The organism is uncultured Cyclobacterium sp. (assembly GCF_963977555.1).
Lineage (GTDB): Bacteria > Bacteroidota > Bacteroidia > Cytophagales > Cyclobacteriaceae > Cyclobacterium.
The window spans coordinates 162358-184006 of the sequence record NZ_CAXBPD010000010.1 but is presented as its reverse complement, the minus strand read 5'-3'; the positions used below and the strand labels follow the sequence as shown (position 1 = coordinate 184006).

At 39.3% G+C, this 21649-nt stretch carries 14 protein-coding genes and 1 pseudogene; 6 read left to right on the top strand and 9 right to left on the bottom strand.

Annotation, left to right across the window (positions count from 1 at the left end; all coding sequences use genetic code 11):
* Positions 1-102: 102 nt before the first annotated feature.
* From AAC073_RS14300 to AAC073_RS14285, 4 genes are read right to left on the bottom strand one after another with little or no spacing between them, the layout of a single operon-like run.
* Positions 103-1461: a Gfo/Idh/MocA family oxidoreductase gene (locus tag AAC073_RS14300; protein WP_339924462.1), complete on the bottom strand. Its 1359-nt coding sequence runs from the start codon at positions 1459-1461 to the stop codon at positions 103-105.
* A 49-nt stretch (positions 1462-1510) separates the two neighbouring features.
* The gene (gene uxuA / locus AAC073_RS14295; protein ID WP_339924503.1) at positions 1511-2668 is read right to left on the bottom strand and encodes a mannonate dehydratase; all 1158 of its coding nucleotides are present in this window, start codon (positions 2666-2668) and stop codon (positions 1511-1513) included.
* A 23-nt stretch (positions 2669-2691) separates the two neighbouring features.
* Complete coding sequence (locus AAC073_RS14290) at positions 2692-3507, bottom strand: SDR family oxidoreductase (RefSeq protein WP_339924461.1); 816 nt, start codon at positions 3505-3507, stop codon at positions 2692-2694.
* A 26-nt stretch (positions 3508-3533) separates the two neighbouring features.
* Positions 3534-5180: an altronate dehydratase family protein gene (locus AAC073_RS14285; protein ID WP_339924460.1), complete on the bottom strand. Its 1647-nt coding sequence runs from the start codon at positions 5178-5180 to the stop codon at positions 3534-3536.
* 406 nt (positions 5181-5586) lie between these two features.
* Between AAC073_RS14285 and AAC073_RS14280 the strand changes: the two genes are divergently transcribed.
* From AAC073_RS14280 to AAC073_RS14270, 3 genes are read left to right on the top strand one after another with little or no spacing between them, the layout of a single operon-like run.
* Positions 5587-6582 (top strand): TRAP transporter substrate-binding protein, encoded by a 996-nt coding sequence (locus tag AAC073_RS14280; RefSeq protein WP_339924459.1) that lies wholly within the window; start codon positions 5587-5589, stop codon positions 6580-6582.
* Between the two features lie 3 nt (positions 6583-6585).
* Positions 6586-7074 carry a TRAP transporter small permease gene (locus AAC073_RS14275; RefSeq protein ID WP_339924458.1) on the top strand — a complete coding sequence of 163 codons (489 nt, stop codon included), beginning with the start codon at positions 6586-6588 and terminating at the stop codon, positions 7072-7074.
* A 3-nt stretch (positions 7075-7077) separates the two neighbouring features.
* Complete coding sequence (locus tag AAC073_RS14270) at positions 7078-8376, top strand: TRAP transporter large permease (RefSeq protein WP_339924457.1); 1299 nt, start codon at positions 7078-7080, stop codon at positions 8374-8376.
* A 360-nt stretch (positions 8377-8736) separates the two neighbouring features.
* Here the strand turns inward: AAC073_RS14270 and AAC073_RS14265 are convergent, their stop codons facing one another.
* From AAC073_RS14265 to AAC073_RS14245, 5 genes and pseudogenes are all read right to left on the bottom strand, one after another.
* Positions 8737-8937: a helix-turn-helix transcriptional regulator gene (locus tag AAC073_RS14265; protein ID WP_339924456.1), complete on the bottom strand. Its 201-nt coding sequence runs from the start codon at positions 8935-8937 to the stop codon at positions 8737-8739.
* A complete protein-coding gene (locus AAC073_RS14260) occupies positions 8934-9341 on the bottom strand; it encodes a hypothetical protein (protein ID WP_339924455.1) in 408 nt (135 codons plus the stop codon). The genes AAC073_RS14265 and AAC073_RS14260 overlap by 4 nt, the downstream gene beginning before the upstream one ends.
* A gap of 302 nt (positions 9342-9643) precedes the next feature.
* Entirely contained in the window at positions 9644-11488 is a 1845-nt protein-coding gene (locus AAC073_RS14255) for a RagB/SusD family nutrient uptake outer membrane protein (protein WP_339924454.1), read from the bottom strand.
* Between the two features lie 24 nt (positions 11489-11512).
* Positions 11513-14101, bottom strand: a pseudogene (locus AAC073_RS14250) (SusC/RagA family TonB-linked outer membrane protein); the annotation flags it as partial.
* 18 nt (positions 14102-14119) lie between these two features.
* Positions 14120-14635, bottom strand: coding sequence for a carboxypeptidase-like regulatory domain-containing protein (locus tag AAC073_RS14245; protein ID WP_339924453.1), 516 nt, complete (start codon positions 14633-14635; stop codon positions 14120-14122).
* Between the two features lie 859 nt (positions 14636-15494).
* On the opposite strand from AAC073_RS14245, the gene AAC073_RS14240 reads away from it, so the two are divergent.
* The 3 genes from AAC073_RS14240 (at position 15495) to AAC073_RS14230 (ending at position 21451) form a co-directional block, all read left to right on the top strand.
* The gene (locus tag AAC073_RS14240; RefSeq protein WP_339924452.1) at positions 15495-18497 is read left to right on the top strand and encodes a PSD1 and planctomycete cytochrome C domain-containing protein; all 3003 of its coding nucleotides are present in this window, start codon (positions 15495-15497) and stop codon (positions 18495-18497) included.
* 4 nt (positions 18498-18501) lie between these two features.
* Positions 18502-19941 (top strand): DUF1501 domain-containing protein, encoded by a 1440-nt coding sequence (locus AAC073_RS14235; RefSeq protein WP_339924451.1) that lies wholly within the window; start codon positions 18502-18504, stop codon positions 19939-19941.
* 223 nt (positions 19942-20164) lie between these two features.
* Positions 20165-21451 carry a M14 family zinc carboxypeptidase gene (locus AAC073_RS14230; RefSeq protein ID WP_339924450.1) on the top strand — a complete coding sequence of 429 codons (1287 nt, stop codon included), beginning with the start codon at positions 20165-20167 and terminating at the stop codon, positions 21449-21451.
* The last annotated feature ends 198 nt before the right edge of the window (positions 21452-21649 follow it).

The window sequence follows — 21649 nt, the reverse complement described above, 5'->3', positions numbered from 1 at the left end:
ATAGACAAGCTGAATAGCTATTATAGTGAAATTGGTAAAAAAAATCCCCGAAATACATCCGGGGATTTAAAGTTGACTATTGTTTTGAAAAATAATAAAAGCTTAAGCTTTTAACTTAGGCTCCCATCCTTTTTCATACTCTCTTTTCCAAAGTGCTTTCCCTTTCTTACTATTAGTAATGTGACCATTTGAAGTATCACAAGTCAGTACTTCTCCTGTTCTGGAAGCGATATTGGCCAAGTGGCAAAGCAATACACTTTTAGCACCTTCATCGATAGGGCTTTTTTGTTCTGCTTTTCCTCGAATAGCATCGAAGAAGTTAACCACGTGAAGGGTAGACATATCGCCTCCGCCTCCAAGTGCAGTGCCAGCCTCATTGCTACTGGATTCACTGTTTTTAACTAACTTACCACCTCTATCGTATAGCTTGTAACCGCCTCTATCAATATAAGCAGAACCGTCTGTTCCATAAACGATGGTACCTCTTCCCGGGCCATAGGTATTGTGTCCATTTCGGCTTTTGCAGTCCCACTGAATGGTTCTATTGCCTGAAAACTTAAATACAGCATCCATAGTATCGTACATGGTCCAGCCATCATTTGGCCAATGGTACTTTCCTGAATCTACGGAAACTTTTTCAGGGAAATCTACCTGAAGTGCCCATCTGGCAACATCAATTTCATGGGTGCCATTGTTGCCAGCTTCAGCTGTTCCATGGTCCCAACCATACCAATGCCAGTTGTAGTTCCAGGTTTCTTCTGTATACTCTCTTCTCGGCGCAGGTCCTTGAAACAATTCCCAATCCAAACCATTTGGAGGTGTAGCCTTCTTTTGGTTAGGCACTTCCCCTCTGGCTGAATTGTAAAATGCCGTTGCTTTGTAAACATTCCCGATCACACCTTCATGAATATCCTTGATGATTTGGATACTTTCAGGAGAGGAGCGCTGCTGATTACCCATTTGCACCACCTTATTGTAATGCTTTTGGTAAGCTACTAAAAGCTCTCCTTCATAAGGATTGTGGCTACAAGGTTTTTCTACATAGACATTTTTACCTGCTTCAAGTGCTAGCCAGGTACCTGGTGCGTGCCAGTGATCTGGGGTAGCATTGATCAAAGCATCTACCTCTTTGTCTTCCAATACTTTGAGAATACTATTTTCAAGTTTTGGTTGATAATCGATGTGTTTCTGGAAATTCTTAGCAGCCTTTTCTCTTTGCGATGGCATTACATCACAGAGGTACATAAGGTTTATATTGCTGGATTTTAATTTTATAGGCTCATAATATGCGCCCAATCTTCTTCCTAAACCGGCTATGGCTAAGTTAATTCTGTCATTTGCTCCGATGATATTCCCGTAGCTTTTGGCAGAAAACCCTACAGCTCCTAAAGAAGATATGCCCATGGTTGCCAAAGCAGATTTTTTAATAAAATCCCTCCTGCTATCATTAGATTTATTCATAATAATTCCTAGGTTAGTTGATGTATTGTTAATAACTTCTATTTTGCATTCAAATGCTTCTGGCAATTCCAATTTCCAAACCTCTCAATTCAGCAAGTCCTTTCAGTCTACCAATGGCAGAATAACCAGGGTTGGTGACTTTTCCCAGATCATCCAGCATTTGATGTCCATGGTCTGGACGCATAGGAAGTGATTTACCAATTTTCTGCTGTAATTTCACAATGGCTTCTACAACATCTGCCATAGGAACATCACCTTCCATGTGGTTGGCTTCGTAGAAATTTCCTTCTTCATCTCGCTGAGTACTTCTCAAATGAATGAAATGAATGTGCTCACCATATTTTTCTACCATTGCAGGAAGATCATTGTCTGCCCTGATTCCTAATGAACCGGTGCAAAAGGTGAAACCGTTATAGGGACTATTGTTGTTTTCCAGGATACGGTCATAATCCTTGGCAGTACTTACCACTCTTGGCAAACCGAAAATAGGAAAGGGCGGATCATCAGGGTGAATACAAACGGAAACTTTGTTTTCTTCCGCCACAGGAACAATTGCATCAAGAAATAAATTAAGGTTTTCACCTAATTTATTTGCATCAATTCCTTTAAATGTATCCAATGCTTTTTGAAAATCTTCTACAGAGTAACCTTCTTCTGCTCCGGGTAAGCCAGCAATGATATTATTAACCAATTGGTTCTTTTCCTCTTCAGACAAAGTATCAAAATGAGCCTTGGCCTTTTGCTTCATGCTTTCACTATAATCTGCAGCAGCACTCGGCCGTTTGAGAATAAATAAATCAAAAGCAGCTATGGCTTTCATTTCAAAGCGAAGTGCTTTTGCCCCGTTTGCCATAGGATAAGCAAGGTTAGTCCGTGTCCAATCCAATATGGGCATAAAATTGTAACAAACAGTGAAAACTCCTTCAGCAGCTAGGTTTCTAATGCTTTGTTGATAATTTTTAATGCACTCTTCAAAATTCCCTGATCGGGTTTTGATGTTCTCATGTACAGGTACACTTTCTACGACGGACCAGGTCAATCCGGCCTCTTCGATGATGGCTTTCCGCTCCTTTATTGCTTCCCGGGGCCAGACCTGGCCATTGGGAATTTGGTGCAAGGCGGTTACTATGCCAGTAGCTCCTGATTGTAAGATATCTGATAACTGAACTGGATCATTCGGACCATACCATCGCATGGTTTGTTCCATGTAAATTGGCTGCTTATTACTGCTCATACTCCTGAATACGCGCTAAATCCCCCATCTATTTCTGTAATTGTTCCTGTTACGAACTTTGAAGCTTCACTGCTTAGCCACTGTACAGCCCCAAAAAGTTCTTCTGGACTCCCAAATCTAGCCATTGGTGTATGCGCAATGATTTGATTGCCCCTCTGTGTGAGGCTGCCATCCTTATTGGTTAGCAAAGCTTCATTTTGTGCGGTTAAAAAGAAGCCTGGTGCTACAGCATTGACACGTAATCCTGCGCCATATTTTTTAGCAAATTCTACAGACATCCATTTGGTCATATTGTCAATAGCCGCTTTGGCTGAAGCATAACCCATTACACGGGTCATTGGTCTGCTGGCCGCCATGGAGGAGATATTTATGATGGACGCTTTATTTGATTTCACCAATAATGGCAAAAAGGTCTTTATTGGAAGGAAGGTTCCCATATAATTGAGATCCATGATCGTTTTTACAGCTTCAGAAGACAGGTCAGTGACCATTTGATCTGGCATTACAGTAGCTCCTGGCATATTGCCTCCAGCAGCATTGATCAAAACATCTATCTGCTCAAATTCTTTCTCTAGATTTTCTTTGACCTGAGTAAGGTCATTTTCGTTGGTTACATCTGCTATGGCAGGGTAGGCATAACCTCCATCATCCTTGATTTCACTTACCAGAGCAGCTACTTTCTCCTCATTCCTGCCAAGGATTATCATCTGCGCACCTTCCAAGGCCAGGTGTTTGGCAATTGCTTTGCCTAAAACACCGGTTCCACCACTAATTATGATGACTTTGTTTTTTACTGAAAATAATTGAGACATTGTATGTATTATATTTATTATTTAATTTAAAGTGAAACTCCTCGTTTCCAAGGTATGAAATCGTCCTGATTCAACAAAACCGCTTTCGCTTTTATCTTACCACTAGCCACTTGGATAATATGTTCCATTAACTCATCACCCATTTCAGGTATGGTTTTTTCACCTGAAATAATTCCGCCAGTGTCTACGTCAATGATGTCAGACATTCTATTGCTCAGCTTGTGGTTGGAAGATACTTTAATAACAGGAGTAATGGGATTCCCCGTCGGGGTGCCCAAGCCTGTAGTGAAGAGAATGATGTTGGCGCCAGAACCAGCCATTGCGGTAGTGCTTTCGACATCATTTCCAGGGGAACACAATAAGCTGAGTCCTGGTTTTGTGACAATTTCAGTATAATCAAGGATGTCTACAATAGGAGAGGTCCCACCTTTTTTGGCCGCTCCAGCTGATTTTATGGCATCAGTGATCAAGCCATCTTTAATATTTCCTGGACTTGGATTCATGTCAAAACCAGAACCTACGGCTTCAGCGGATGCGGAGTAGGCACGCATTAACTTTACAAATTTTGCAGCATTCTCATCGGTAGTGCACCTATTGATTAACTCCTGTTCCACACCGCATAGCTCGGGAAATTCAGAAAGGATGGTCTTCCCTCCCAATCCGGCAAGAATATCAGATACCTGACCTAAAGATGGGTTGGCAGAAATCCCAGAGAAACCATCAGATCCCCCACATTCCAACCCTATAGTCAATTGACTCAAAGGAGCAGGCGCTCTTACCAGTTGATCGGCCTCTGTCATGGCCAGAAAAGTAGATTGGATGGCTTTGGTGAGCAATTGCGGTTCGGTGCCTTCTTCCTGTTGTTCTAAGATGATTACTGGTTTTTTGAAATCCGGATTTATATTGGCTAACTTTTCTCTCAAAATCGCAGGTTGAGCATTTTGGCAACCAAGACTTAAAATAGTTGCGCCCGCCACATTAGGATTATTGATGTATCCCGCAATCAATGCGCAAAGTGCCTCAGAATCTTGTCTGGTACCTCCGCAACCTCCGTTATGGGTTAGGAATTTGATACCATCTAAATTTTTGAATAATTTTTCTTCGCCTGCCTGTTCTAGCGTTTCCACACCAACTTGCTGAAGCCCTTCTTTGTCTCCATCAAGATAAAGTTGCTTCATTTGCTTCACAAACGATTTATAGGGATTGGGCTTTGCAAAACCCAGTTCCTCTACAAAAGCTTGCTTCATGATTTCTATGTTTCGGTTTTCACAAAAAACCAAAGGAACGACTAGCCAGTAGTTGGCGGTTCCTACCTGTCCATCAGGGCGATGATAGCCATCAAAAGTCCTGTCTTTCCATTTGCTAACATCAGGAGCATTCCACTCAAACGACTTTCTTTGGCCAGTATATGCCGCTGTCTGATGAGCCAGGTTGCTCGTTGTGATTACCTCACCTGATGCAATGGGAAACAAAGCTTTACCTACGATAATACCATACATATAAACTTTGTCATCCTGAGCTAAGTCAGAAATGGTGAATTTATGCTTGGCAGAAACACTGCTTTTTAATGTTATTTCATGATTTCCAAATTGGATAATTTCGCCCTTATTAAGGTCCGTTAACGCAACCAAAACGTTGTCGTCAGGATGAATTTGTAAAACTTTATGCACCATTTCAATTATTTGATTATCTTGAGCAATCGATTGCACAATTTATAAATAAATTAAAAGAAAAGAGGCTAAGGGCTTCTTTTTTTTTAAATCCCCAGTAATTTTGCTGGTTTATTGTCATTATTTTAAAAGCTTTTTAAAGGTGTTTAGTAGTGAAATTTCACAAAAATTCTAAAATTCCAGAAAAAGAGTTGCTCAGGGCAAGAATAAATTGCAAACGAAACAGGCTGGAAACGCATGGCTAATTCATTATTAGTCAGTCTGTAGGTGAGCAGCATACTGTGCTAAAAAATATTATAGCTTAGCTTTATATGATATATATTGTACATGAATTATTGAAATAAAACTTAATTCATATAATTTTAAGAAGTAAACAAATAATAGAAACCCAAATTATATTGCAATTCATATGTTTAAATTTAAAAAGACGAATTTTCCAATCTACCTAAGTATGCTGTTTTTTGCAGCTATTTTGGTGAGCTGCTCGAAACCGGGAGGAGTAAGGATCTTAAAACTCGGTCATGGATTGGATACCAGTCATCCTGTACATGCAGCCATGTTGTATTTAGCTGATAAGGCAGAAGAAAAATCTGATGGTAAGATGATTGTTCAGGTGTATCCCAACCAACAATTAGGAACAGAACGGGAACTGGTAGAATTATTACAGATTGGTAGTTTGGCCATGACCAAAGTTTCCACTGCAGCAATGGAGGGATTTGCACCTGAAATTAAAATATTAGGTCAACCTTATTTGTTTCGCGATGATGCGCAACAAGCCAAAGTACTTGAGGGACCAATAGGTAAACAGCTACTTGCTGCTGGCGAGAAATATTGGTTGAAGGGCTTGTGCTTTTACGACGGTGGTAAACGTAGTTTTTATACCAAAGACAAGCCTGTTATGGTTCCTTCCGATATAGAGGGTTTGAAAATTCGAGTGATGGAAAGCCCAACTGCAGTAAATATGGTCCAGAGTTTCGGAGGTTCACCTACCCCAGTATCCTTTGGTGAACTTTATACTGCATTGCAACAAGGAATTGTAGATGGAGCTGAGAACAATCCGCCAAGTTTTGTTACTTCCCGACATTATGAGGTTTGTAAATATTATTCTTTAAATGAACATACTGCCATCCCAGATATGATGATTGTAAGTACCAAAGTTTGGGACTTACTTTCCGAAGAAGAAAGAAAATGGCTGCAAGATGCTGCTGATGAGTCAGCCGTTTACCAGTACAAATTATGGGAAGAATCAGTAGCTGAATCCATGAAAATTTTGGAGGAAGCTGGAGTAGAGGTTATTTATCCTGACAAAGAGCCATTTAGAAAAGAAGCGGAAAAGGTTTATGAAATCATGAAAGAATCAGATCCGGAAATGTATAAGTTGGTGCAAGAAATTAGAAAATATTAAGCAATGGTCAGTCTTAAACTAAAATTAGATAAAATTGTAGGGGTCCTGCTGATGGTCATCATGGCTGTGATGGTACTTAATGTTACCTGGCAGGTATTTTCCCGGTATGTGCTCCAATCTCCTAGCTCCTTTACAGACGAACTATCCAGGTATTTATTAGTATGGTTAGGGATGCTAGGTGCTGCTTATGTAGCAGGACAAGGAAATCACCTAGCCATAGACATATTGCCAACCAAACTGGTCGGCGAAGCGAAAAGAAGATTGTTAATCGTTATAAATATTGTCATCATACTATTTGTTATTCCTGTGATGATAATGGGAGGGGCAAACCTGGTTTACATTACCTTTATTCTGGAACAAAAATCAGCGACATTACAATTGCCGTTGGCTTATGTTTATATGATGATCCCTTTTTCAGGTCTATTGGTACTTTTTTACCAATTGGCAGATCTTAAAATTTTAATGAACAATAAAGCCCCCCAAAATATTTAAATCATGGAAGAATATTTAAGCATACTTATACTGATACTTAGTTTTGTTATTCTAATGGGTATTGGCGTTCCTGTTGCCTGGGCATTGGGTTTTTCTAGTTTCCTTACACTTACTGTTACCATAGCATCTGTTCCTTCAGCCACCACTATTGCCCAAAGAATGGGTGTGGGGCTAGATAGTTTTGCCTTATTGGCCATCCCGTTTTTTATCTTGGCTGGAGAGATTATGAACAAAGGAGGCATTGCCAATAGGTTAATTAATTTGGCAAAAGCCATGACAGGAAAACTTCCTGGTGGCTTGTTGTATGTAAATGTAATTGCGGCCATGCTTTTTGGAGCCATTGCAGGTTCAGCAGCAGCAGCGGCTTCTGCAATTGGCGGGATTTTAGGTCCAAGAATGGAAAAAGAAGGCTACCCAAGGGAGTTGGGTGCTGCGGTTAACATTACCGCTTCTACAACAGGTTTGATTATTCCCCCATCCAATGTTTTGATCGTTTATTCTTTGGCCAGCGGTGGCGTGTCCATTGCGGCTTTATTTATTGCAGGATATATTCCAGGTTTACTAATTGGATTATTCTTGATGATTACTGCTGCTATTTTTATCAAAAAACACAACCTTAAACCAGGAGAACCTACAAGTGCCAAAGAACTTGGTACAAAATTTCTAGCTGCATTTCCTAGTTTGATGCTTTTGGTCGTAGTAATTGGAGGAATAGTAGTAGGTGTATTTACGGCAACAGAAGCGTCTGCAATAGCAGTTGTATATACCTTGGTCTTGTCCTTTATGTATGGGGAAATAAAATTGAAAAATCTCCCCTCCATTTTATTGAAAAGCTCTGAAACAACAGCGATTGTAATGTTATTGATCGCTACTTCAATGAGCATGTCATGGGCCATGTCCAGTGAAAATATCCCTCAGTCAATTAGTTCTGCTTTACTTTCGATGAGTGACAATAAATTCATGATCTTGATCATGATAAACTTGATTTTATTGTTTGTCGGCACCTTTATGGACATGACGCCAGCAGTATTGATTTTCACTCCCATTTTTCTACCCGCAGTCGTGACTTTAGGTATAGATCCAATCCACTTTGGTATCATGATGGTATTGAACTTATGTATTGGGGTATGTACACCTCCGGTGGGATCTGTTTTATTTGTTGGGGTAGGAGTGGCCAAGACTACTATTGCAAAGGTATTCTTTCCATTGCTTCCCTTTTTCTTGGCGATGCTATTGGGCTTGCTTCTGATTACATTGATTCCAGAGCTTACCCTATGGTTGCCATCTGTTTTCGGTTTATAAAAATTAGACACTTCCTATATATAACTCCTCAGCTTTTGGTTGAGGAGTTTTTTTATACCCTATTGCCATAAGTCATGGAATAAGCATGGTTCTCGACGAGGTTGAAATTGAAACCAGCAAGAAAGTTACTGGTTTTGTCTTCCGAGACGGATCAGCGCGTAATAGATTGTTGCCTATTTTGGGTTTTATTTACCCAATTGGCCTTAACCGTAATACGTAAGCTATAATAAGCTTAAATATCTAAAACACTGGTTTTCCTATTATCGTAATTTGTCCTGATAAAGTGGAGGAGATTATGCGCACAATTTAAACCTAGATTTGGGTCTATAAATTGGGTTTTTCATGTCTGAAGATTTGGGTCTATTCTTCACTTTCATCAATAAATATTTCTTCAATAGCGCTACCAAACAGTTTGGCGATCTTAAAAGCAAGGGGCAGGCTTGGATCGAACTTCCCCTTTTCTATGGCATTGATGGTTTGCCTAGATACAGACAGGCTGTCGGCAAGGTCTGCCTGAGTCCAGTTGTTTTGCGCACGTAGTACTTTCAAATTGTTTTTCATTGGTAACGCATTTTTCCAATAGCGATTGCAACCAAATAAGTAAGGCTAATGGCTATTACCAAAAAGGAAATTTCAGCATCAACTGCTATTAAGTTTGTAACATCTAAAAGACTATAAGCCAAGCCTCCAAATACCCCAACTCCTAATGCTATTCCAATGGCCTCCAGTTGAATTTGCTTCTCCATTTCATCAAGCGATTTGAGAAAGCGAATATTAGCCAATAGCAAACCTACTGCGAAAAGTAGGTTGACAAAAACCCCCAACCAAGTTATCAGGTTATTGTGATGCCATAAAAACTGAGGTCCGAAAGTAACCAAAGCAACAGTTGTGACCCATAAAGCAGTCCATATTCCCAAATTCTTAGTTTTCTGTTTGCGCTGTTTTTTCCATTTTTGCGTTTCCATATCTTTTTAATTAATGTAAAATAAACTTTACATAAAGGTAAGTATGATTTTCATAAAGTCAAGTACGATTTACAAAAAAATGAAATTTATTTTTTTACCTAATTGCACCGTATGGCTTTAAGCTTATCGTGAAAATGTCATTTACTACAGAGTAAGAAACTTAGGCAGTCTTTGTATTTTTCCCTAAATATTTATAGGACTTCTATAACCTGAATTTATAAATGGTTAAAATTTTTACTTAAAAAAGAAAGCCCTGAAAAATGTGAATTTTTCAGGGCTTTGGTAGTGCGAATTAGGGTGCTTTATTCAGTTGTATTTTCCTCTATAGTAGTAAGTGGAGGAACATTGTTTTCATAACCTGAATAGCCCTTGTTTTGATTGATAATACCTTGGGTATTACTATTTATTGCAGGGGCAGGTATAGGCCACAGTACATGATAAGGACTATAGGTATAGGTATCTCCATGTCTGGTTGAAACTCCTTTATTGTAAAAGTCAGTTACAGACATTATCCTGTCGTAGAGGAAGTTTTCATCTGAAAAGTTCTCTATAGAATAAGTTTTACCATTATAAGCTTGGATGCCAGTGTTGGCAAAAATGAAAGCCATTCTGGTAAGTTCTGTTTTTCTAGGTTCTTCGTAATACAATTCTCTAGCTCTTTCATCCAATATGGTCCCAATATTCATTTGGTCAGGAGAATAAGTAGCAGCACCCGCACGGGTTCTTACCGCATTTAGGTCATTGGCAGCATTGGCTAAATCACCTTTCCAAACGTAGGCTTCAGCCCTTAAAAGATACGTTTCGGCTAACCTAAATATATACCAATCGCTATGGCCTCCACTAGGTCTTATGTTTTGAGGATCAGGTATGAATAATTTGTAATGAGGCCAAGAAAACCAGCTTCTAATGGTGTCTACTACTAATACGGTGCCTTCATTGTTTCGGAACTGTAAGGGTTCTCCGTAATAGTCATCAGTACCTTTTAAATCAGGGTTATTATGAACCAAATCAGTCATGTCCATCCAGTTTCCAGGTGCATGCCTTAGGTCGTTTTCATCATCCCATATCATACTTTGGTGGTACCAGGTACCACGAAGTCTCCCAATACCCCTACCATAGGTGCTAACTTGATCAATTTCAATTCCTGGCTGATCAATAGTGCCTCGATTACCATTTGGCGTATTGATGTTAGTAAACCAGAAAGGCACACCTTGTCGCATAGAAGACATTCCGCCAGAATTTCCTTCAGTATCAACACGATCCATGACCATCAAAATCGCTTCTTTATTTACATTTGCCGATTTATTTTCAGGTCGATGTAAATCCCAAATTAGGTTCTTCGAAGGGTCATTACCTGTAGAGCCAAATCTGTCAGTCATCAAGGAATGTGTACCTCCATCTATTAACCTTGAAGCGGATGCAATGGCATCGTCAAATTCTCCAAGTGCAAGATTTACTTTAGTTAAAAGGTGCTGAATGGCTCCTTTAGGAACTTGCCCTTTGTCCATCACTGCTGGAACCCATGGTTCTGCCCATTCTAGGTCCTCTTTCATTTTCCGGAGAATTACTTCCCTCTTGGTGGAATAAAAGTTCAGTCGAGGTACAAGTATTTCTTCAAGAATCAAAGGGACATCTCCAAATTGATTTGTAAGCCTATAGTACCTTAATGCTCTATGGAAATAAGCAGTTCCGAGGATGTGGTTTCTTTCCTCTTCTGATTCATAATCTGTTGGGTCGTCAATTCTAGAGATTACGGTATTTGCATATTTAATCCCTTTAAAACCCTCATACCAATACCAGCCTATTCTATTGTAGTTGGCAGAGTTAAGATTGGCATCTGGTGTTATCAGTAAGTTCATGTCCTGTGCAGGGCCAGATTTATCGGTTGTTCCTTCTACGGCCACCTCGGTAAATATATGCTCCGTAAGGATAGGAGGGCCATCACCAGTAAGTTCATGTCTCATATTTCTCTCACATGCAACCAATGCTCCCCAAAGCCCACTTGAAGAGTTGAAAGTGTTTTCGGGTGCATAGAAGGATAATGGTTCAGGTTCTAGCCAACTTTCATCACAAGAAGTTGTACTTACCAATAGGCCAGTGGCCAATACGGAGAGGTAAAACGTTGATTTTTTTATATTAAATTTCATGATTTTTTTCATTTTAGCCAATTATTACAAAGTTAAATCAACTCCAAGTGTAAAGATTCTAGGGGTTGGGACTGCAGATTCTGGGTCCCAGAAATTAAACTCAGTAGCATAGAAGCCAACATTCCTTACGTTCATATAAAATCGTAAATTTTCTATTTTCGCCCTTTCTACAATAGCGCGGGGTACAGTATATGCTACAGAAACATTTTCCAAACGAACAAATGACCTGCTTTGATAAACATTGAAACCTCCGGCTCCACCTTCGCTAGAATAGAGTCTGGCCCATTCATTGCTAGGGTTTTCCTCTGTCCAATAAGGGAGAATATAGGAATTGGATCGGTCAAGGAATCCTTGTCTGTTTTTCCTTTGGTTGAAAGTACCCATATGCCCTAAATAAGCATACATCATAAAAGATACATCAAAGTTTTTCCAGACTTTAAATTCATTTCTAAAACTCCATCTTGATCTTGGTTCCGTAAAACCTAAAAATTGTCTATCGGCATTTGAATAAAGCCCATCTTCGTTTACATCTTCAACTTTAAAATCACCTGGCCTTACGCCATAATCACTCGCTTGATCAGCTTCAGGAGTTTGCCAAATTCCGTCTGTTTTGTAATCCCATACGGCATCGATTGGATGACCTATAAACCATTTGTTTTCTATATCGTTTAGTTCCTCTCCATTTTCATCCAAGTCCCCATATAGACTAATTATTTTATTGCGATTCATTTGGAAATTTAAACTAGTTCTCCATGTAAGGTTTGACCTTTGAATAAGCTGACTATTCAAGCTAACCTCTACGCCCCGATTCCTTACTTCGCCTAAATTGTCATAGACAAAGTTAAACCCTAAAATATCTGGGAGTGAACGTTCTACCAAGAGATCAGTTGTGGACATGTCATAGGCCTCTATGGTACCGTCTAAAACACCATTGAATAGGGAGAAGTCTAATCCTATATTTGAAGAGGTTGTTTTTTCCCATTTGAGGTTTGAGTTTTGCATGGTATTTACATACAATTGACTTACAAAATACATATCACCGCTTGGTCTTTGGTAGAAATATTTACCTGTTTGCAAGTCTGAAAGGGCAGCGTATCTACCAATGTCACGGTTGCCATTTACACCCCATGAAACCCTTAATTTACCATAGTCCAACCATGGAATGTTGACAAAATCCTCATCAGTGAAAACCCATCCAAATGCGGCTGATGTGAAAGTGGCTCTGGGGTTGCTTTGACCAAAAGCAGAGTATCCATCTCTTCTTACAGAAAGCGTGGTGATGTATTTATCAGCAAGGGTGTATATTACCCTCCCCATAAGTGCATCTGCTGTATGGGTTTGGTCATTGCTTGAAATGATTGGGTTGATACCCGCTCCAATATTGTGGTAGCCTAACCGGTCATGTGGTTCAAATCCCACATTGGACATGGTATTGTCCCAGCTTTGGTATTTTTCTGAGTTTGCTAAAAGCGTCACATCGAAATTGTGGATATTATTAATGTTTTTGCTCCAGCTTAAGATATTATCAACCTGCCAGAAATATACCTTTCTTTGTTGTCTGCTTGCTCTTCCCCCCATGTTTTCAAAATCCTGATGAGCCGCCATTTCATGATTGTAGCGTTCATAAAATTCATAACGTGGTGTGAAGTTTGTTCTAAACTTGATACCAAAAGGGAGTTCAATTGCTGCAAATAAAGTAGCATTGATGGTGGTCTCTTTCTGTAACCTGTCTGTAAATCCAGGAGTGTAATAGGGGTGGCGTCCACCACTCACTTCTTCATTTGGTCTAAATCTAAGGCTCTCACCATCTTCTAAAAAGGGTTCTGCCCACGGAGATAAGTTGACCATGTCGCCCCAATTCACTGAAATTTGGCTTTCGTCTCGATCTGCAAATTGTGTGTTCATACCCACCGTAAGCCAATCGTTTATATTGCCTTCTATATTGAACCTACTTCTTATGGTGGTGAACTTATCACCCACAATCAATCCCTCATTGTCCAAATAGCCCATGGACCAATAATATTGGAAATCTTCATTTCTGCCTGAAAGACTTACAGTATGATCCTGTCTTAAGCCATTTTGAAACATCATATTGTACCAGTTGACACTTTCTCCAGCTTTGTAATTGGCTATTTCAAGTGGTTGCATGTTTAAACGCTGCAACCATACCGTTTCTGGATCCCCTTCTGACCCATCATATTTAAGCCAGGTGTCTAAAGAGATGTTAGCTGGAAGTGTGTTAGGATTTGAGAATCTATAAGGTTCAAATCCTCCAGCATTTATACTTTCCATTACGTCTTCTCTCCAGGAAAGAAAGCCTTCTGGGCCATATAAAGGCTCATTTTTAGACATTGTAGCCAGCCCCCAATTTGAATTAATTTTAATTTGAGTCTTTCCTAATTCACCTTTTTTAGTGTTGATAAGTATTACACCACTAGCAGCTTTCGCGCCGAATACTGCTGCAGAACTCGCATCCTTTAAAACATCTATGCTTTCGATGTCATTTGGGTTGATATCTGCAAGTTGCCCATAGTAGATGGCCCCATCAAGTACCAATAGGGGACTAGAACCTGCATTTAAGGAAGTTCTTCCACGTACTTCGAGGCTACCTCCACCTTTTGCTGATGTACTTTAGCCTACATTCAAACCAGCAATATTTCCCCTCAATACATCCTGAATTGAATTTGGATTCTCATTTTCAAGCTTGGATGCGGTAACGGATGAAACAGCACCTGTCAGGTCTCTTTTTCTTGCGGTTCCATAGCCTATGACTACCACTTCATCTAATGAAGCGGTGTCCATAATCAAGGTGACATTCAATTCTGAACGGTTCCCCACTTCCATAGTTTGAGTAGTAAAGCCAACAAAAGAAAAAGTCAAACTTGCATTGTCAGGCACTGTAATTTTATAATTGCCTTCAATATCTGTGACTGTTCCTGTTCCTTGCCCTTCGATAAGTACCGTTACTCCAGGAAGACCCTCACCGCTTTCATCAGTTACTTGACCCGAAACTGTAATGTCATCGTCAATTCTGATTTTAGGTAACTTCGCTGTAGCATCGACTGAAATGTACAGCATGCAGAGACAGAGTATCAGAATTTTCATTTCTGATACCCTGAAAAATTGTTTTTGTAATAAGTTTTTCATTCTTTTTGGGTTAGAATTAAAAGATTATTTTAGAATACAGATAGGAAATTTGATTCATGAGGTCCTATATGATATTCAATAATAGTAAAACAAAATTAATTATGCAATCGGTTTCATTATCAAAAATAATGATGTACGTAACCAATTATACAATTTATATTCTGGTTTTTGAATATTAGGAAGAATTTAGTAAATAATTAATGAGTTATTTTATTATTCTTAATATATTTAAAAAAGTATATTTAATGTATATAAAAAACAAATTAATATAAATATTTAGGTTAATATTTAGTTTAGATAGTAATTAATATAATAATGTTATTATGAAATGATTATAAATTTAAATATTAATCAAATAGTTGAATATTATTAAAAATTCAGAATGATTCATCGGATTTAAATCATGACATACCCTTTATAATGCCGGTTTGAAACTATATTTCCCTAAGTTGGTTGTGTTAATTTGCTTGCAGCTTACTGATTTGCTATTTCCAGATTTTTCAGGGTGATTTCCAAAGTCCGCTCAAAAGGTAAAGCGATCGCGGGAAAAACTAGGCTGTTTTAGAGATTTCAACCAAATAGCGATTTTAAATTTAAATTCCTAACCAGCAGATTTCGTCGAAATGACAATAAAATAGATGATTTTATGCTGATTATAGTGCGTAACAGAGTGTCTATTGGCTATTTTGGGCTAATCCAAATTTTCAAAATTACTCCTATTTTTTAACCATTTGTATGACTATTTTCTTATAAGTTGGTGTTTTCCTTCTTTTGCCATTGAAGTTTTTGTAAAATAAAGTAAATTGAAGATTATTCATTTTACTTTATATATAAGGTGTCAATTTCATATGGATTGTTAATGCTTAAATGGCTCTATTCTTTTCGTGTTTTAATAGCATTTTGTGCAGCTATTTCCTTAGGTGCTTTGCTTTCTTGTGAACAAGAAACTAAGCTGGAAATGCCTGCCCAAGTGGACTTCAATTTTCATATTAAACCTATTCTTGTACAGAAATGCTACCTCTGTCATGGCCCAGATCCAAGTAGTAGAGAAGCAGGTTTGAGATTAGACAATGAAGAGGGAGCAACAAAACTTTTGGAAAGTGGGAATTGGGCAATCGTACCTGAATCTGTTCATAAAAGTGCATTGATCGATCGAATTACTAGCCAAGATGAGGATTTTATGATGCCTCCTCCATCTTTAAAACAAACACTCTCTGACCATGAAGTGGCGTTGATAAAAAAATGGATAGCAGACGGTGCAGCATATGAACCCCACTGGGCTTTTTTGTCTCCAACCACAGAAAAGGAAACAGCAAAGGATGCCTTTAGCAGTCAAATTGATGCGCTAATTAACGATAAAATAGCCGAAAAAGGCTTGAAACCTGGCTTAAAAGCTGATAAATACCAGCTGATACGTAGGTTGTCCTATGTTCTGACAGGCCTTCCACCAGAAGTGGAAAGAGTAAAAAAGTTTGTGGAAGATGACAGGCCAGAGGCTTATGCTGAATTGGTGGATGAATACCTTGAAAACCCTGCATTTGGAGAGAAGTGGGCCAGCCATTGGATGGATGTGGTGCGCTATGCTGAGACCAAAGGACATGAGTTTGATTATCAAATTCAAGGGGCCTGGAGATTCAGGGATTACCTTATAAGAGCCTTCAATCAGGACGTTCCTTATGATCAACTAATAAAAGAACAATTGATGGGAGACATGCTTTCTTCTCCCAGAGTTAATCCCAAAACTGGTGAGAATGAATCTGTTTTAGGTACTTTGTTTTTTACCATGGGTGAAGGAACGCACAGTCCAGTTGATGTAAAAAAAGATGAAGCAGACAGAATAGACAATATGATAGATGTGGTAGGCAAAAGTTTTCAGGGATTAACCGTTGCCTGTGCTAAATGCCATGATCATAAATTTGACCCCATACCTACTGCAGATTACTATTCGCTTTATGGGGTTTTGGGAAGCACTCGTTTCAGCCCTGTACCTGTTGGAGACTCTAATTTGAAATTTGAAAGGATTTCTCAGGCAGCTGGGTTTAAACAGCAAATTAAATCTTTATTAGCCAATTCCTGGATAGACTCCACATCGGCAGATACACTTCCAGTTCAGCTTGTTAATTTAAAATCTCCAGCGGCCTATTCTGAAGATTTTGTTGTCTTGGGAGATTTTAGAGGTGCTGATTTTCAGGACTGGAAAGCTGATGGTTTTGCCTTTGGTAATAGCACCACTTTGGGAGAACCTTTGTTAACTTCTTCTAAAGGTGATTTACAAGCATTGTCTTCGGGAATTGCTTCTAGTCAAAAATTTGGAAGGGGTATCTATGGTGCATTAAGGTCTCCTGACTTTATTATTGACAAGCAGTTTATAGGTGTCAAAGCAAAAGGTAAAGGCGCAAGCATCCGTATAGTGATGGAGAATTTTCAACTCATAAGTAACCCTATTTACGGTGATCTGGACCAAAAAGTTGATGGAGAAGAATGGCAAAATTATACCATTGATGTAGGGAGTTGGAAGGGGCAGAAAGTCTATATTGAAATTTTACCAGGTTCATTTATCAGGCATAGGTATACACAAGATCCAGAGGCCTATATAGAAGCTGCCTATGCCATTGCTTTTGATGAGGTTTGGCAAGCTCCCTTCTTAAACGATCAGGAAACTAACGTTTCACTTTCTCAGGCAGTAAAGAACTGGAAGGATGGTGAAAGTACACCTTCAGAAATTGTCTTTCTCAATCAGAAATTAAAATCAAGGGCTATTGAAAATCATTTCCCTGCTGCCTGGGCTTTAAAAGCTAAAAGTGAAGCCATCAGTAATTTGGTTAAAGACAGCGTATTTATACAAGGTGTAACGGATGGTTTTGCAAGGGAAAACCCTGTTTTTATTCGGGGGAATCATACTGACCAAAGTGAGGAAACAATGCCAAGAATTTTCCTTTCCGGTATATTTGAAGAACAGAAACCCTATAAGGGCGAGGGAAGCGGAAGACAGCAAATGGTAAAGATGATTTTGTCGGAAGATAACCCTTTAACCTCTAGGGTTATGGTAAACAGGATTTGGCACCATGTATTTGGTAGAGGAATAGTAGAAACAGTTGATAATTTTGGGCTTCAAGGAAAATTACCCACAAATCCTGAATTGCTGGATTTTCTATCTTTGCAATTTGTTCAACAATCCTGGTCTATTAAAACCATGGTTAAAAACATGGTATTGAGCCAGGCTTTTCAAAGAGCAACTTCGGGCGGAAGCGTAGATAAAGATCCTGACAATTTATACCTTACAAGGTATTCTGTCAGAAGGCTTGAAGCGGAAGGAATCAGAGATGCTGTTTTGGCTGCTGCTGGAACATTGGATACATCTATGTTCGGTGAGCCGGTAGCTGTACATCTGACTTCATTTATGCAGGGGAGAGGAAGGCCTGGAAATTCAGGACCCTTGGATGGAGATGGGAGAAGATCAGTATACCTGGAAGTGAGGAGAAATTTTCTTGACCGGATGATGACCGCCTTTGACCGCCCTACGCCATTTACCACTTTCGGAAAACGTGACGTAACCAATGTGCCAGCCCAATCTTTGTTTTTAATGAATGATCCATTCATTGCAGAACAGGCAGGCCGTATGGCCAAAGGATTGTTGGACAATAAAAAGCTTTCTGAAAAAGAAAAAATCTCTGAGGCTTATTTAAAGGCATTTTCGAGGCCAGCTACGGAAGATGAAATCAGTAAAGGCCAGTTGTTTCTGAATGAAACGAGGGCTGTAGCCTCCGTTGAATCTGAGGAGGAGGGAAACATAGACTTGCTAGTATGGAAAGAATACTGCCATGCTTTATTTAATATGAAATCATTTATTTATTTACTGTAGCCCCATGAACAATCACAAGCCACTTCTCAATAAAGCCCTAAGTAGAAGAGAAATGTTGAAATTTAGCAGTTGTGGGTTTGGCACTCTTGCTCTAATGGGCATGATGGGTGGCCTGAATACTGCCTGCAAGTCTACAGACAAGCAACCGCAAAACATTCTAAGTCAATTGGCCAAGGCGCCTAATTTTCTACCAAAAGCCAAGAATGTTATTTTCTTGTACATGGACGGAGGAGTGTCTCAGGTAGATTCTTTTGATCCAAAACCCAGGCTAGCCAGAGAAAATGGTATGGATCCCAAGTTTAAAATAGATGCGACACAATTTAATAACAATGGGAAAATTCTAAAGAGCCCTTGGGATTTTAAGCAATATGGAGAATCTGGAATGGCGGTAAGTGAGCTTTTCCCTCACATTGCTGGCTGTGCAGATGATTTGGCATTGATTAGGTCAATGGTATCTAATTTCCCCGAGCATACCAACGCCAATTATTTCCTACATACTGGGAGTGGGCTGCAGGGAAGACCAAGTGTAGGCGCCTGGGTCAATTATGGATTAGGAACCGAAAACAGCAATTTGCCAGGTTATGTGGTTTTGGATGGTGGACTGATTCCTCCAGGAGGAGTTGATAATTTTAAGAATGGTTTTCTACCTGCCGATTACCAGGCGTCTATTATGAAAACTGGGACCACCCCGGTTGCGAATATTAAGCCGGACAGCAGTTTGACAAGTCACCAAAAACAGAAGTTGGATTTCATCAAAGAAATGGATGCGGAAGAGGAGGGTAAATCAAACGAAATTGAGGCTGCCATTAAAAATTACGAATTGGCTTACCACATGCAATCCTCCGTGCCTGAATTGACCGAGTTTTCTTCGGAGACCAAAGCGACAAAGCAGATGTATGGGTTATTTGATGAGGATTTGAATACAAGAAATTATGGGGCCCAATGCTTAATGGCGAGGAGACTGGTAGAAAGAGGTGTTCGCTTTGTGGAGCTTACTTGTCCCTACATGAGTGGGATTGATAGGTGGGACCAACACCATAGTTTAAAAGACGGACATGAGCGGAATGCTCATGCGGTAGATCAACCTATAGCAGGTCTTTTAAAAGATTTGAAATCCAGAGGGCTGCTAGAAGAAACACTAGTGGTTTGGACTGGAGAGTTTGGTCGTACCCCTTTTGCTCAGGGAGCTGATGGGAGAGACCATAATCCTTCCGCTTTTAGCATGTGGATGGCCGGGGCCGGTGTGAAAGGAGGAACCATTTATGGGCAAACGGATGAGTATGGCTATAGGGTAGAAGAAAACCCTGTCACGATTCATGATCTTCACGCCACCATACTTCACCTATTGGGAGTGGATCACAAGCAGTTGACCTATCATTTTGGGGGTAGAGATTTCAGGCTTACAGATGTACATGGAAACGTGGTCAAAGATATATTGGCCTAAAATACTAAGTAAGGTAGAGGTTAAACGCTAAGGCTTTTACTAAAAGTGCTAGTGGTATAACTCAAAAATATTGACATGTCTTAACATATTTTAATAAGCAAAGCGCACTTAACCCTTAACGACGATTTTTTCTAAGTTTATAGGCTTGGATTACTAGAAAAGCTATAGCTGATTTCCAATAAAACCAATTTTGCAAACACCTCTCCCCTATATTTTAATAGCTATGAAATCAACTTATCCTTTTTACCTTGTTTTGATTGTTATGGTTTTAGCTGTATTTGTTTCGCAAAACCTACTTGCCCAAGAAGAGTTAAAGAATCCTTTAAAAGTAAGGAGTACCAACAAGTTAAATTTGGCCAATAGGACGGCTCAAATTCCAGTAATTGCAATTGATTTTCCTGGTGGAAATGTTGTTGTCGAGAAAATTTTAGGAGATACCATCTTCTTTAAGCCTGACCTCCGGGATACTAAAGGAGAGTGGTTTTATTGGTGCTTTACTGTTAAAAACACTTCGAATAAGAAATGGTTTTTTAAAGCGACTAAACCCAATGTTTTGACCAATATGGGAGCGGCGTACAGCACAGATGGTGGCTATGAATGGAATTGGATTGATAAAGAAAATCACCTGGGCCCTGAACTTTTTAGCTTTGATTTTTCTGGTAGCGGAGCCCCTGTTATGCTAAGTATGGGTATGGCTTACACGCAGAAAAACTTCGATAGGTTTATGTTAAAGCACAAAAATTCTAAATACATTAGAAAGTCTGTGCTCAGTAAAACCCGAGCAGGGAGAGGTGTTGAAAAACTGTTAATCAGTAACTTTGATCACCAACCCAAGGTTAGAATTTTGTTTACTGCCAGGGCCCATGCTGGAGAAATGATGAGTAATTATATTATTGAAGGAATGATTGACGCCATGTTATCAAAAAATCCCACCATGGTTAAGTTGTTAGAACATGTAGAGATTATGGTAATTCCATTTTTAGATAAGGATGGGGTAGAGCAAGGTGACCAGGGCAAGAACCGAACCCCTAGAGACCACAACAGGGATTATTCCGGAGAGAGTATTTATACAAGTACGAAAGCCATAAGGGAAGACATACCAAAATGGATCGAAGGATTGCCTTGGATAGGGATAGATCTTCACAATCCTTGGATCAAAGGAGAAAACAATGAATGGGTTTATTTTGTGGGTAATGAAGAGGAAAGGATTGCTGCTGCACAGGAAAAATTTGTTAATACTTTAATCCGATCACAGAAGGGGCCACTTACAATTAACAGTAAAACCGGTTTTCTAGCATATGGAACTGCCTGGAATAAAGGAAGCAATTATGAACAGGGATATTCTTTTAGCAAGTGGGCCTCAGGTTTTTTAGATGAAGGGTTAATAATGACTACAACCCTAGAGTTTCCATTTGGAATTAATAATGGGCAGCTTGTAACCCAAGAAAAAGCCAGATTATTTGGAAAGGATTTAATTTTTGCTCTTTCGGAATATATCGAAAGCCAATGAGGAGGAGTATTTTGAAAGTGATCATAAGGTAAATTTTCAATTGAATTTTTTATGCTTTCAACATATTTACTTAGGTATTCAGCCCCGTATGAGATAGATTTTATAGAAGGCGGATTAAAAATTGATTTTTATACCACCTTAAAAGCTATAATTAAGATCTGTTTATGGATAACAATTTTACCTCGCCATATTTTTTTA